The 13,831-nt window shown below is 63.9% G+C and carries 13 protein-coding genes; 7 read left to right on the top strand and 6 right to left on the bottom strand.

Annotated features, from left to right (window positions below; genetic code table 11):
* Positions 1-62 precede the first annotated feature (62 nt).
* On the bottom strand, positions 63-2,795 hold the full coding sequence (locus CSX12_RS01575; RefSeq protein ID WP_124894623.1) for a hypothetical protein: 2,733 nt from the start codon (positions 2,793-2,795) through the stop codon (positions 63-65).
* Positions 2,796-3,077: 282 nt separating this feature from the next.
* Between CSX12_RS01575 and CSX12_RS01570 the strand changes: the two genes are divergently transcribed.
* Complete coding sequence (locus CSX12_RS01570) at positions 3,078-3,728, top strand: hypothetical protein (protein WP_124894622.1); 651 nt, start codon at positions 3,078-3,080, stop codon at positions 3,726-3,728.
* Positions 3,729-3,774: 46 nt separating this feature from the next.
* Here CSX12_RS01570 and CSX12_RS01565 read toward each other — a convergent pair whose 3' ends face one another.
* Positions 3,775-7,356 carry a hypothetical protein gene (locus CSX12_RS01565; RefSeq protein ID WP_206427119.1) on the bottom strand — a complete coding sequence of 1,194 codons (3,582 nt, stop codon included), beginning with the start codon at positions 7,354-7,356 and terminating at the stop codon, positions 3,775-3,777.
* 435 nt (positions 7,357-7,791) lie between these two features.
* Between CSX12_RS01565 and CSX12_RS01560 the strand changes: the two genes are divergently transcribed.
* The 4 genes from CSX12_RS01560 (at position 7,792) to CSX12_RS01545 (ending at position 11,115) form a co-directional block, all read left to right on the top strand.
* On the top strand, positions 7,792-8,565 hold the full coding sequence (locus tag CSX12_RS01560) for a hypothetical protein (RefSeq protein WP_124894620.1): 774 nt from the start codon (positions 7,792-7,794) through the stop codon (positions 8,563-8,565).
* Positions 8,481-9,200, top strand: a complete 720-nt coding sequence (locus tag CSX12_RS01555; protein ID WP_084595612.1) for an RES domain-containing protein — start codon at positions 8,481-8,483, stop codon at positions 9,198-9,200. The genes CSX12_RS01560 and CSX12_RS01555 overlap by 85 nt, the downstream gene beginning before the upstream one ends.
* A 74-nt stretch (positions 9,201-9,274) precedes the next feature.
* Positions 9,275-10,078: a hypothetical protein gene (locus CSX12_RS01550; RefSeq protein WP_124894619.1), complete on the top strand. Its 804-nt coding sequence runs from the start codon at positions 9,275-9,277 to the stop codon at positions 10,076-10,078.
* Between the two features lie 284 nt (positions 10,079-10,362).
* On the top strand, positions 10,363-11,115 hold the full coding sequence (locus tag CSX12_RS01545; RefSeq protein WP_017201980.1) for an SDR family NAD(P)-dependent oxidoreductase: 753 nt from the start codon (positions 10,363-10,365) through the stop codon (positions 11,113-11,115).
* A 154-nt stretch (positions 11,116-11,269) separates the two neighbouring features.
* Here CSX12_RS01545 and CSX12_RS01540 read toward each other — a convergent pair whose 3' ends face one another.
* Together CSX12_RS01540 and CSX12_RS01535 are read right to left on the bottom strand one after the other, a co-directional pair.
* On the bottom strand, positions 11,270-11,593 hold the full coding sequence (locus CSX12_RS01540) for a hypothetical protein (protein ID WP_124894618.1): 324 nt from the start codon (positions 11,591-11,593) through the stop codon (positions 11,270-11,272).
* A gap of 70 nt (positions 11,594-11,663) precedes the next feature.
* Positions 11,664-12,107 (bottom strand): MarR family transcriptional regulator, encoded by a 444-nt coding sequence (locus tag CSX12_RS01535; protein ID WP_124894617.1) that lies wholly within the window; start codon positions 12,105-12,107, stop codon positions 11,664-11,666.
* 125 nt (positions 12,108-12,232) lie between these two features.
* On the opposite strand from CSX12_RS01535, the gene CSX12_RS01530 reads away from it, so the two are divergent.
* Entirely contained in the window at positions 12,233-12,472 is a 240-nt protein-coding gene (locus tag CSX12_RS01530) for a hypothetical protein (protein WP_017201983.1), read from the top strand.
* The gene (locus CSX12_RS01525; protein ID WP_017201984.1) at positions 12,472-13,026 is read left to right on the top strand and encodes a MarR family transcriptional regulator; all 555 of its coding nucleotides are present in this window, start codon (positions 12,472-12,474) and stop codon (positions 13,024-13,026) included. The genes CSX12_RS01530 and CSX12_RS01525 overlap by 1 nt, the downstream gene beginning before the upstream one ends.
* A 9-nt stretch (positions 13,027-13,035) precedes the next feature.
* On the opposite strand, the gene CSX12_RS01520 is transcribed toward CSX12_RS01525, so the two are convergent.
* Complete coding sequence (locus CSX12_RS01520) at positions 13,036-13,353, bottom strand: metalloregulator ArsR/SmtB family transcription factor (RefSeq protein ID WP_026049692.1); 318 nt, start codon at positions 13,351-13,353, stop codon at positions 13,036-13,038.
* Positions 13,350-13,823, bottom strand: a complete 474-nt coding sequence (locus CSX12_RS01515; protein WP_241160532.1) for an SRPBCC family protein — start codon at positions 13,821-13,823, stop codon at positions 13,350-13,352. Before CSX12_RS01515 ends, CSX12_RS01520 begins: the two co-directional genes overlap by 4 nt.
* Positions 13,824-13,831: the final 8 nt, after the last annotated feature.

The raw sequence follows: 13,831 nt of genomic DNA, 5'->3' as shown, positions 1-13,831 counted from the left end.
TAGTTGCCGAACGTTGCGTGCTTCTCAGCCCTGTGCTGGAGTCGTGCGCGACGGCGGTGTGACTACTTCGCGAACATGTCGCCTCGAAGCTTCGACGCCGCGTGCAACCGGAGGAGCTCGATACTGAGCGCGGCGCTTGCCGGACTGCTCTGAGACAAGCTCTTCGCAGCAGCAGCAAGGGCGGGACGAGCGGCATCTCTCTCAAGGGCAATCAGCATGTCAACCGAGACTCCAAGCGAACGTCCCCGCCAGACAGCACCAGGCGTCTGCAGTTGCTCGACAAGTAGCAACACCTCCGCCGCCGGATTGGATGCTCGGGCGAGAGTGCGTGCGAGGATCGCCGCATCAGCGTGAATCGGTCCGGGTTCGGGTCTGATGTATTTCCGCCCCTCGGTCAACGTCGTTCGTGCCTGCTTGGCGAGATCTGACATACCGGCGCGATTGTCGCTCAACGCGCGGGTGGCAAGGTTGGACGGGTTCTCGCGGCTGAGCTCGTGCAGGGCATCAAGCACGATGGCGTGCTCTCGCTCGCCTTGTTCCAACGCAGTCGCCAGAAGGCTCGCAACGCCGGCCGGCATGCCATCAGCGAGATCTGCGAACTGGTTCACAGCGGCGCTGAGGAGTTTGCGTCGTGTCGCCGGGAACTCGATCCCGAAGTTGTCGAGGTAGAGGTCGCCGGCGAGGCTCGCGCCGAGGGCAGTGATCGGCGACTCGGCAGATTGAGTGTCGTATCGAACGACGATGTCGATGAGGTCATCGATGAGGTGCTCTCGACGCTTCAGCAGGCGCCCCGCCGCGAGCAGCCACGTGTTGCGCCAGTGACTCGATGGAACGAGTTCGCGCAGGTTCTGCAAGACGACCTGTTCGTCACCATCGGTGATCGCGCGAGCCGCCATATACTCCTGCAACGATCGCACTTCGAACTCGTACTTCGATGTCTTCGGAGAGACGAGCATGACCAGTCGCTCCGTCGAAAGTTTGAGGAGGGCCGTCGCGATCGACTCCGATTCACTCTCTTCGAATCCGGCCGCGCTCAGCCGGCGGCGAAGAATCCGGGAGATCTCGGATTTCGTGAGGACAGCGTCCGAGTTCCCTGGTCGCTCAGTTCGTGCCTGCAACTTGAGCCCGGCCTGCTCGTGAAGATGGTCGATATGGGGGCGCAGCGACTTCAGTTCCGTGAAGGCTTCGCTTTTCGCCAGTTCACGGTCGTAGACGACGCGATAGTACCGGTCGAACAGCTCGAATCGATCCGTCGGCAGATCGACTGCTTCTTCCGCGAGAGCCGTCATGATCGTCACCTGCAACGGTGTGGTCATCAGTCGTTGCGTGACTCGTTCGTGGACCGCCGTGATGAGCCGTTGTGCAACCTGCTCAGCGAGGTCTGGATCATTGACTGCCCGCAGTGCGGTGAGAGCTTCCGAGTAGCTGATCGCTTCCGTCTCGGTGAGTTCAGACAGGGTGATCTGCGTGCAGGGAAACGCGTCGTCGAACTCCCGTCGATACCCCTGTGGGCGTGTCGTGGCGACGAAGAGCACGTCCGCCTTCTCCGAGCTGAGCTCGCTCACCAGCACTGTGACCGCCTCGATGAGCCGGCTGCGGATCTTCGCGTCAGGCACCTCATCAAGGCCGTCGAGCACGAGGCATGACGGCCAGGTGCGCAACCAGTCCAGCAACGCACTCGGGTCCGACTTCTTCCCCCGAATCAGGATGGAATCGGCGATGTAGGTGAGCAACGAAAACGTCGACGGGGAGGATGCGATCACGGCCCCCGCCTTCGCCAGTTCGATCATGAACGGCCATCGACGTTTCTGCGGGTTCGGGACACCCGCCTTCCTGAGCCGTGTGTCGAGGCCATCGAAGGCGCGCTTAGCCCTCTCGCCGTACTCCTCGACGTTCGTGTCAGCGAGGAAGGCGACACGATACGTGTGGGCGATCACCTGGGCGATCGTGCTCTTGCCCTGACCCGGGCCTCCGACGATGACCACCCCATGGGGCCCACGGCCGGCGGGGGTTGACAGGTGGAGGTCGCCGATCGTCACTGTCTCTGCGGCAGTCATCCTCCGCGACTGGCCTTCCTCGTCCGCGGTCACGCCCGCCGTGAACGGCAGATCGATTGCAATGTCCGCGAGTGTCACTTTCGACGCATCGTTGTACCCCGCATCGCCCGTTCGAACCCACTGCCGGTTGATCAGCTCGGCGACGGCGTGCCCAGCGAGCCGATCCGCCTCGAGAGCCGTCTTCTCGGGGAGCAATTCGGCGACTTGCGCAAGAAAGTCGCCGGTGACGATCTGCTCTAGGAATCGCTGTCGAATAGACGTGTGGGTGTCGAGCATGACGCGAATCTCGTCGTAGTCCCACACGTACCATCCACGCAGTCCCAAGTCTTCTGCGTTGGCGGCAAGAAGCTGGTCGAATTGGTCCCGACCGCCAGTGTCTTTCGTCCCGGTCAGCACGACGTTGGTGGAGAACAGCAGGTATTCCGGCGTTTTCTCGCCGACCCTCCTTTTTGCGAGCCAGCCACGCAGCTCGGAGCGGACCTCGTCAAGGAACCACCGCCAGTCAGCCGTCGTCGAGACCGGTTTCTCGTTGTACTTCATTTGGATGACGCCGTAGCCATCCCACTTCGCGCCCGCCCCTACCGGGAAGTCGACTCGGCCGTCGAACGTAGCGTCGCGCTGCGCGTCCCTACCTGAACCAAAGGGCCTGACACCATTGCCCAGCTCAGCCTTCGCGAGCGCCTGGAGCATGTGCTCGAATTGCTGCCAGCCCATTCGGTTGAGGTTGTAGTGGCCCACGGAGTCCTTCCGGGTCAACGTCGACGCCGAACAGGCGCTCCAGTGACATTCTGCACCAGTGCTGTTCTCCCATCCGGTTGAACCAAGCAAGCAGAGGCGTTCGATAGCGTCGAGGTTCTTTTGGGTAGCGAGCGAACGCACCCCAACCAGACCCGCAGGCGCGCCCGGGCCCAGCAGACGACGTCTGCGATCTCGCCGACTGCCATCGGCTCTATGGGATGCGCGCCGTCGATTCCCCGGGAGACCTCCCCTTCCAGCGGAGGCTCATCTACGCTGTCGCACATGGATGAAACCGGTGGCCAGCCACGACCCCGCCCTTGGCAGGCACAACCATCCGCCGATGCGATCGCGGCGTTCATCGACGCCGTCGGCCGGTTGAACGCGGACGGGGACTTCATCGTTCGAGCGCTGACCGACCAGCTGCGCGCAGAGCGACCGATCGCGGATCAGGACGCGCTGACTCCGCAGGAGGTGGGCTATCTCATCCGGTCGAAGGCGTTCACGCCAGAGTCGTTCGAGGCGACATCGATCGAGGTTGCTCGCGGGGGTCTTCTGGCGAGTGTAGCGAGCACTCTTCTGACGAGCGTGCTTCAGACCGTATCTGCGTCCGAAGCCGCTGCATTTTTGCATATGGACGAAGAGTCGCTCTTTGCTGCCGCCGATCGCGGCGAGTTGTACATGGTCGATGTTGCCCAGTCCCGGCGTTTTCCGTCGTGGCAGTTCAGCCTCTCCTCCCCGGGGAAACTCCTACCGCACCTGACCGAGATCATCGACATCGTAAAAGACAAGGGATGGATGTCGGTATCTGCACTGATGGCGACGCCTCAGTCGACCATGGTCACCGACGGTCAGCACAGCCCTGTGGAATGGTTCAGCCGTGGCGGAGACGTGGAAGCTCTGGCCCGGATCATCGAAGGTCAGAAGTGGCGATAGAGCTTCTGGCAATGCAACGGCGTAGCACGCGCAGCTCACATGTTGTCTAAGGCGTGCGGCCTCGAGCGGCGAGAAACTCCGTCGCCGTCTCAACCCGATACCGCTCGTCGACATAGCTTGCCGGAGTGAGGTTTCGGGTAACGAAGAGGGTGCTCAGGTGAAACTGTTCGCCGTCAGGCGGGTCGCCGAGTCCGAGGCGCCTCGCAATGCTCGCGACGTGAGGCGCTAGTTCGCTCTCCTTGCGCGCGAGCTGTGTTGTATAGCAGGGCTTGGTCCCGCGGTCTCCTACCTGGTCCCGGAAGAAGGTGCGCAGTTGGCGTGCCGTCTCAGCGAAACCGTGCACCGACGCAGGGTCCTTCGCCTCGATCAACCAGATGGTGCTATCGCCAGGGCGTCCGCACACGAGGTCAACTTCGGTCGTGAGAATCGGCACGCCGAGTCGCGGGTGGTCGTTGGGTTTCACGCGGGCGACCGCGGTGTAGCCGAGTTCCTCTAGCCGGTCTTGAAGGAGTCGTTCGAACCGAATGTTGCGGCGCGCACGGCGGTTCGCAAGCGCGTTGCTGACAGGCTGAGGAACATCTCCTGCCCAGGGAAGAACTCCTTGAAGGAGGTGGCGGTAGTAGACCTGAAAGGATGTCAATAAGTACTGCGGGCTGACAATGAGTCGTCCATCCGAGTCTTGCGCCAGCGGTTGCACGAGGAGCCGATGACGCCGAGTGCGCGTTTGCCAGGGCTTCCACTCCACGGCTTGCATCTGGACGGCCGTGCTCGTGAGCATCTCGATTGCAGCTTCGACACGCGTTCTTTGCGACTCATCCGCGCCCGGGCCCAGCGCATCACAGACCCACACTGTGGCCTCGGCCACGGTGACGTGGGCAGTCGTCCTGCCTGGCTCAAACGTCTCCCACCTCGCGAGCGCGGCGAGGGTGGAGAACATGTCCTGCGACGTCGCTCCCCATGCCTGCTGGAACGCATCTTCGACGTCGTCTTCTTCGTTCGCCTGTTGCAGCGAGTCGTCGTCTTGCGTGCCGTGCAGCCGAATGCCCGCAGCTGCACGGGTTAGTTCGTCGTTTCGTAGGCCCCACGCCGACGCGTCGGGATGCGGATCGTCGTCCACGGTCAGCTCGTACATCGGGCTGAGGGTGATGACTGCGGGCGCGACTTGGTGATACATCCGCTCGCTCAATGTGGTCGCGGTGAGGTACGCATCTGCGGCGGCAAGGAGACCACTCCATGCCTGAGGAGTGATCGGCTTCGTCGCCGCCGGCTTGTCCAGGATGCGCAGGGCGGCTTCCACCACGATCTCGTTACATTGACGAAGCTGAAGTGTCTCCGCCGAGAGTTCGGCCGTGCGGGTGAGCGGATCCCATTCGGTCGAGAGATTCGCTGCGACTCGGGATAGATCGTCTTGCTGATGAATGGCGCTGTCCATCACCCTCGCCAGTTGCTCCATACCCGTCAGCACCACCTCGCTCCCATCGTGGCTCTTGATTCCTTCAGTCAGGGTTTCGAGAGCAAGGGGCGCAAGATGTTCGCGGATAAGTCGATTCGCATCATCCGCTCGGTACTCGCCAGGTTGAACGCCGGCATCGTGGAGTCGTCGCCCCAACGCCGCAACCATACGGCTTTCGTCAGAGGGTCGTAGACGCCACGGATCAGGCAGGTGATTGAGAGTGGTCCGGGCCTGCTTCATCTCCAAGACGAGAAAGGGTTTCGCTGTGCGCCACTGGTCGCGGAGCGCCGCTGCGGTGTCGACATCCATGCCTCCCGCGCGGAGCAGATCGAACACTGCGTCCGCTGTTAGGAGATTCGCCGCCTGCGGATCTCCATTCGCTGAGTCGGCGAAGCCCTCGACATCGATGCGCCACAAGAAGTTGACCGGTTCGTCGATGGCACGCACGTGCGGGTCGAGACACGGCGTGACCACACCGGACGGTTCACCCGAGACTGTTTCCGACGCGTGGAGGTAGAGGACATATCCGGGCACATCGATCCCCTGGTGCGCGAAACGCCATCGGCCACCAAGCGCAGCGAAGCCGTAGATTAGCCCGCCGCATAAGTCGAAGACGAACCGTCGGTGGTCGGCAGATGCTTCCTCCAGGCCCGCCCGCGCCACGGCAACGGGAGGTTCGGTGAGAGCGAGGGACCACCCGTCAACACCCGGCGCGATGTTGACACCGCGGATGGCGTCGTACCTGGGGTCACCTGCGATCATCGCGACGTTTGCGACGGGCCCCGGGGCGACTTCTGCCGCTCGGAGGTCTCGAATCGGGGGAAGCCCAACCCTGAGGAGCGCCACTTCGAGATCCGATAGCTCTACCGCTCGATCCCACTCGGCCTCGCCCGCGTGCGCTTCAAAGTAGACGCCATTGGGTACCACGCCACCCTTGAAAAACGACTTGCCATTGGCTTTCCATGGCTCCCAGTAGTTGATCGCCTCCCACCCGAAACTCTCAGGGAAATCGGGAGCGCTCAGATCCCGCGCGAATGCGTAGAGATCATCGTCGGACGTGGCCGTTTCCGCGATCCAGGTCAGGTCTTCGAGCGCGAGTCTTGCCTCGCCGACCGCCTGCGGCACAGCGATGTGACCGGGCGCAGCGAACACCGTCAACGGGATGACCTCCGCGCCCGACTTGATGGTTCCTCGTCGCCCGCCCGCCATCCGCACCGGCACAGGGCCTGATTGCGACCTCACGTGTTTCGCCAGCTCCACTGAGCCGATGTATGGCGGCGGCGCGGCCCCCAGGTCGGGGACGTAGATGACCGAGACGGCGATGAAAGTAGACGGATTCACCGGTACCAACCACTGAACGTCAATCCCTCGAAGCGGGCTGGCGGCGCCTTCGCTGGAGGGCGGGGGTTCGATCAAACGGTGGGAAAAACGCCACAGGGCCTGACGGATCTGGTTCAGGCAAGAGCTCCGGAGGGCCTTTCGTGCTTGGCCGTCTCGGTCGAGCGCAGACACCAGCTCTCGGGCGGCATGAGCCATAATCTCCGGAATGAAGAGTGGCGGCACCCATCGGTGTCCACCCGCCGAGTCAGCAAAGCGAAGGAACCTTTCGAACGGACTGGAGAGACTCTCCACGTCGAACGCGGCCCTACCTGCGGAGTTCGTCATCCATTCCAACGCCCTCTTGTCAGCCTCACCGAGTTCGATGTGGTCGAGGGGGTCCAGGTTGAGGAAGGCCCGCGTCGCTTCGAACTCAACGTCCGGCAATGAGACCTCATCGTTGAGCTCCAGGTCCGGGGCTGGCACCCATGCGTCCGCAAGGTGGCGCACGCAGAAATCGCCGTACCTCATCGCCACGTTCACCACGTTCGCGATACCGAATCGAAATCGCCGGTGGAGGCGACCGTCTACCGCTTCCGCCATTCTGAGCGCACGCGTGAGGTCGGCGACCGGCCGTTCGGTGAGGCCAGGCACCGCGCGCAGCGGCTCCGAGCCGACGGCGAGGAAGGCTGGTCGGGTGGGGTTTGTGGCGATGAAATCTTCACGCTCCAGGCCGATCCCATAGGTGGTAGCCGCTAGATCGGATAGTGCTTGGATCGACGGCAGCGGTTGGTACCCGTCCGGCGCCGGAGCGGCGGAGGCTCGTAGCGCAGCCGCGAAACTGCTTCCCAATGTCACCGACCGATGCCTGTTGCCCGGGGACGTGGCGGCGGCGAAAATCAACGTCCAGAGCTCATCCGGATCGTACGCTGACAAGGCCAGTTCGAGTGCGTCTGGCTCCCGTCGCGCGGCGCTCACCGCCGGCCGTTGAGATCGAGACCGCTTGCTTCTCCGAGTTTTCTTGCTCTTCCCCACGCAAGCATTCAAGCGTAGGCCAACGACATCCTCGTTGATTGCTACGCGATGAATACGTCGCGCCGGGCAGGAAGGTGGCCAAGAGTTGGGAGCCGCCTTGAACGCGCGCACGACATGCCTCCCACAACGCCGCTGCTCCCGGCCCAGGGAGCGCTTGACCGCTCTCACCTTCGGCACCACGCGGGGATGCATACACGCAAAAGCGCGCGTAAGATAATGCGTGTACGCACTAACCAGATGCCGACACGAGGAGGCAAGATGGCTGTGAAGAAAAGTCGCGCCCGCGCCGCCTCCGCTCACGTCGCCGCTCGCGAGACGACTGTGGGCCGCGGCACCGCGACAGGTCGATTCCTCGACGGGAAACCGAAGCTCGTCGTGGCGACCAAGGCCCCAGAAAAGACCGACGTGCAAGCCGGCGTCGAGCGCCTTGCACAGGTGGCGAAGACGTCAAACGTCGACGTATCCGTGTTCAACGCACTCATCGACGAGCTCGCCGATGCCATGACCGACCGTCAATCGACCGAGCTGGGCCTCACAGAGCAGGAAGCCAACTTCCTGATCGAGTCCGGCGATTTCACTCCGGAGGAGTTCGCCGAGGCAGCCGCATTCGTCACCAGCGGCGGGCTCGCCAAGCTCGAACGCGAGACTCACGTGCGCGCCCTGACCAACACCTACACCGCATCCGAAGTCGCAGCGCTCCTCGGCATCGATGCCTCCAGTGTGCGTCACCGCCAGAGCAAGAACACCCTGTACGGCTTCCGGGCGGGAAGGATCCGCCTCTACCCTCGATGGCAGTTCATTCCCGGCGAAAAGGTCTCGACAATCCCCCACCTCCCCCTACTCGTCCGAGCGATCCCGTCCGACTGGGATCCGGCCGACGTCGAAGGCTTCATGACAACACCTCAAGACGACTTGCGGTCGAGCGATGAGTCTGTCGCCCCCCAGGAATGGATGACGCCGATCGAGTGGCTGGCTGCCGCGAAGGATCCTGCACCCGTAGTGGACATCCTCGAAGACGCCGACATCACGTGAGCCCGTCGAACGCGAAAGTCCCCGCAACACCCCCGGCGCCGCTCACACTCGACGCTAGCGAGCACCTGAGATCATTCGATGGGATCCTCTGGAGGGTCTTCGCTACAAGAGGTGCTCACCCACAGGCGTGGGATGAGCTGCGGCACTTCGGGCCGATCAGAACCATGCGCTTTGACCCGCATCCCGAGCCCCAGCAGCATCATGCCGATTATGGCGTGATGTACGCAGCTGCTGGATCTACGACAGCTCTCGGCGAGGTTTTTCAGAAGAGCCGATTAATCAATCGGCGCGTTCGTGGAAACACCCTCGCGGCTTGGCGGCCGACGCGTGAGCTTCAGTTGCTGGACCTCACCAGCAACTGGCCCGTGATCAACGGCACGACCTCTTCGATCCAGATGGGGCCGAAGCGATACACACGGAACTGGGCGAATGCGATCCATGACCAACTTGGGTCGAGCATCGACGGGCTCTACCACGTGTCATCGATCGACTTCGGCCCGATGGTGACGCTGTTCTCGCCCGCCGAGGACTCGTTCCCGCAGCTGCCGTTGGTGCACACCCGACTGGACGCCTCCAGTGCGAACGTGTACCTCGCGAAAGCCGTGAAAAGACTCGGCTACCGCGTCAAGAAGTAGAACCACCCCAGGACAGCAATCTGCGATTGCTCGCATCATCAGATGACGCTCGATCCACCCGTACGCTCAGTACTATGACACAGCGTTCCACCTTGCAGACTCTCGGCGGTGCTGTCGAAGGATTCCGGGACTTCGCGGCGGCGATCAAGAGTGGAGTGCCCACCGTTCGAAAGGGGTCGATGGCGGAGGAAGATCAAGCCCTCTCCGGAAACATCGTCATCCCTCATGCCATAGTCTCCGGGCTCGTCCTCACCGTTGCAGACCACGTATCCGCCTGGGCGGAGCTTGCCGCTAGCCCCGAGAAGGACGTGTTGCTCCTTCATATGCAGGCTGACTACACGTTGTTCCGTCCTGTCTTGGAGGGGCTCGTGGAGGTCATCTGGATTCTGGACGGCACCGATTCCCCTTCTAGAGCCCGCAGGGCACTTGAGATTGCTCGTATCGAGTACAAGCACGGGCTGAAGCTGACCAACGCTCTGCGCAAAGCGCGAACGCCGGATGACAAGACCGAACAGGGAATAGCAGCACTCGGACGTTTTCTCAGGACCACGGCGAGCAACCTCGGATACGATCCGGAGGACGTTCTCAGCGCACCATTGATCGATCCGTCCTCGATCACAAGGAAGATAGCGAATCGCGTTCCAGGCCCCACATTGCAGACCTTCAACTATTGGGCGCTAACCTCGGCCCACGCGCACGGGCAGTTCATCACCACTCTGCGCCACGCGATCGAGACGCCCCCATCTACGCCTCAGATGGGCGGGGCTCTGTACGAACCAGACGAGGAGCTGATTGCAGACCTCATCAAGTTCATTGGGAAGCTGCTCGAGATCGCAATCAACCTACTAAACGAACAGGGTTACGAGCTTCGACGCTAGCGTTGTCCTGCTTCGCCGATCGGGGAACGCTGGGTCGCCGAGATGCGTGCCATGGGGATTCAGAACTCTCTGAGGCGAAATGTCTGACCCGATCCGTATGATCGGATCAACCCCGTCGCGAGGCAGTGAACTTAGCGCTTTACATCGGACTTAGTCCGATTTCATCGCGATTCTGACATCTATTCACCTGAATCCACCCCTCGATCCGAGGCGTAGGCTGGAGGAAGGACGGACCGTCCGAGAAGATCTCCCGGCACCGCGCCCGTTCGGAAGTGGAGTCTCTCGTGGCTCAGTACGACGTCTCGAACCGCTCGGCGATCGTGACGGGAGCAGGCAGCGGGATCGGGCGCTCGACCGCCCTCCTGCTGGCGAAGAACGGTGCGGCTGTGGTCGTGAACGACCTGAACGCGGAGCACGCGAACGCGGTCGTCGAGGAGATCCGCGCCGCGGGCGGCACTGCAGAGGCCTCGGTCGGAGACGCGACCGACGCCACCTGGATCGCCTCCTCCGTCGAGCTCGCGAACACCCTCGCTCCGCTGCGCATCGGCGTCAACAACGCGGGCATCGGCGGCGCCAGCGCTCCCACCGCCGAATACGAGGACGACGCCTGGGACAAGGTGATCGCGATCAACCTCAACGCGGTGTTCCGCAACATGAAGGCGCAGATCCCGTCCATCCTCGCGAACGGCGGCGGTTCGGTCGTCAACATCGCGTCGATCCTCGGCAGCGTCGGCTTCGCGGGCTCGCCCGCCTACGTCACGGCCAAGCACGGCGTGGTCGGCATGACCAAGTCGGCAGCACTCGAGTACTCCGCTCAGGGCGTGCGCGTGAACTCGGTCGGTCCCGGCTTCATCGACACCCCGCTGCTGGCGAACATGGGCCCCGAGGCGAAGGACTTCCTCGTGAGCAAGCACCCGATCGGTCGTCTCGGCCAGGCGGATGAGGTCGCGAACCTCGTCGCCTTCCTGGCCAGCGACGCGGCGAGCTTCATCACCGGCAGCTACCACCTCGTGGACGGCGGCTACACGGCTCTCTGATCCACAGACATCCGGCCAGCGGGAACCCGAATCCCGGTGGCCGGATGTCGTGTGCGGCGACGCGTCAACCCCCCGGTCGCGTCGCCTCGCACCTCACCTCGTCCGTCGCACAGCTTTGCCCGAGAGTGCGACCGGCGGGGAGGCGGGCTGAGGGTCAGGCGACCGCGTGCATCCGCGGCGCGAGGCCCGACGGAGCGAGCTCCAGGTCGGTGAGGTCGAGGCCGGTCGACGTGCTCGCCGCCGCCATCATCTTGACCAGCAGCGGACGCTGGAGTTCGATGTCGTCACGGACCTCGAACCGGATCGGGATCGACGCGTGGACCCACAGGGTCTCGGAGGTTCCGCGACACGTCGGCACGGTCAGCGGGAACGACTCCCCTCGGCGCAGCTTCGTGACCGTGACGAGCCGCAGATGCGCAAGCACCTCGTCGTCGAGTTCGAACCGTTGCGCCTCACCTGCGTAGCTGAGCTGTCCCATGACCCCTCCTCGTGAAAGAGATGTTATGGAAGTTAGATTACTAGTTTAGCTAGCTAAATGGAAATCCGAGTCACTCGGACTCCGCGAGCTCCTCCGTCAGGCGTCGGAGGAACCGTGCGATGACCTCGACCTGATCCGGAGAGAACTCGCTCTCGAGGCGTTCGATGCGCCGCGAGATGTCGTCCGCCGGCGAGGACGCATCCAGGGACGACGGACGGAGGATCTTCGAACGCGCATCGTCCGGATGCGGCGCGACGACGATCATGTCGCGGTCGGCAAGGCGACGGATCACCGAGGTGACGGCGGCGGTGCTGACCCCGAGGTGCGCCGCGAGCGCGCCCGGCGTGACGGGTTGCTCGGCGGGCGCGGCCGAGATGTACCGCAGGGCCGCGCGATCCGTCTCGTTCGGCTGCCGCTGCGCGACGAGCCGCCGCGTCAGCTGCGCATCGACCCGGCGGAGTTCATCCACGCCCCGCGCCAGCTCCGACGTCGCGGTCTCCACCATGTTCCCCATGTCACCTCTCCCGTCCCGCCGAACATGGTACCTCGCTCAGCTGGTTACTGGCTTATCTAGCAAAATTCCGGTTCGATCAGGGGCTCTCCGGGTGAGAGGATGAGAACCCGCGGCGAAAGGATGCCATGTTCGAGCGAGTCAGCCTCGAAGACGCGAAGTACATCGGGTACACCGAGCTGCTCGACCAGCTGCAGGAGCAGTTCCCCGCCGTGGCGCGGCACCGGATCGAGAGCATCATCGTCGCGGAGAACGACGCGATCACCGGCGGCTTCCTCCGCATCGTCCCGGCCGAGGTCGCAACGGGCGCGATCGAGATGCTGGAGCGGGAGCCCGTGGGCACAGGCGAAGACGGCGAGGTGGAGTGATGTCCGAACCACAGGAGTACGCCCGATCCGGCTACTGGTACCCCGACGGCGAGAGCGTCAGCACGGTCGATGTGCTGAACATGCTGCGCCGCTACCGCTCTGCCGAGACCGCCATGCGCGCGCGCACCCGGGCGTCCATGGGCATGAACGAGACCGACCTCATGGCGCTGCGCTTCCTCCTCCGGGAGCAGCGCGCCGGCCGGATCGTCCGCCCGATCGACATCGCCCGCATGCTGGACATCTCGACCGCATCGACGACGACGTTGATCGACCGCCTCGAGAAGGGCGGCCACGTCCGTCGCGAGGCGCATCCCACGGACCGGCGCGCCGGGGTGATCGTCCCCAGCGTCAGCAGCGACGAGGAGGTGCGCGCCACCCTCGGCGCGATGCACCGCCGGATGCTCACGCTCGTCGACGAGCTCTCCGACCAGGAGCGGGCGGTCGTGACGCGATTCCTCGCGGGGATGACGGCAGCGATCGAAGAGGCCTCCGACCTCGACCAGGAGCTGCGCGATGTGATCCGCGACCACGAGGGCCCCGAGAAGTCGGAGTGACGCCAGGGCTCAGAGTCCTTCGGCGATCTCCTTGATCGCGGCGAGGCGACGGTCCCACTCGCGCCCGATCGCGTCGAGCTTCTGCGCGGTCGCGGACAGCTCCGCTCCGACCACGCGGAAACGCAGTTCGCGGCCGGCGCGCACGGGCTCGACGAGCCCGACCTCCTGCAGCACGCTCAGATGCCTCGCGATCGCCTGGCGGCTCACCGGAAGACGCCCGGCGAGGGCGGACGCCGAAGCATCCCCCTCACCGAGCGCCGTCAGGATGCTCCACCGCGTCTCGTCCGCGAGGGCCGCGAACATGGGCGTCAGGGTTCCTGTCGTCACGCTTCGCCTTCCACCAGTGCCACCATCTTGTCGAGCTCCAGGTCCCACCCCGTGCGGTGCGCCTCGAGGTTCGCGAGCGGGTCGGAGGTGCGCTCGAAACCGGACTCCACGACGGTGAGCCGTGTCCCGCCGTCGGACTCCTCGAGCGTGAAGGTGAAGACGGTCGAGGTCGCCTCGTCGACGGCATCCGGCAGCTTCCCGAGCGCGTCGTCGTTGTTCCAGCGGTACGCGATGCGCCGCGGCTCGTCGTACTCCTCGATCCGGAGGGGGATCACGTCGTAGTCGGGGAACGTCATCGTCCCGGTCGCCCCGACCCCGGTGCCGTCCAGCACGGTTCGGCCGAACCAGCGGGAGACGTGCTCGGGCTCTGCGACGGCACGCCAGACCTTCTCGATCGGTGCCGCGATCTGGATGCTGCGCCGGACCGAGAAGGTCTCCTCGTCGACGACCGATGCCTCGTTGTGGGTCATGCTCACCA

This window comes from Microbacterium sp. Y-01 (genome assembly GCF_003856715.1).
Lineage (GTDB): Bacteria > Actinomycetota > Actinomycetes > Actinomycetales > Microbacteriaceae > Microbacterium > Microbacterium algeriense.
The sequence above is the reverse complement of the archived record's forward strand: the minus strand, read 5'-3'. Positions and strand labels throughout refer to the sequence as shown.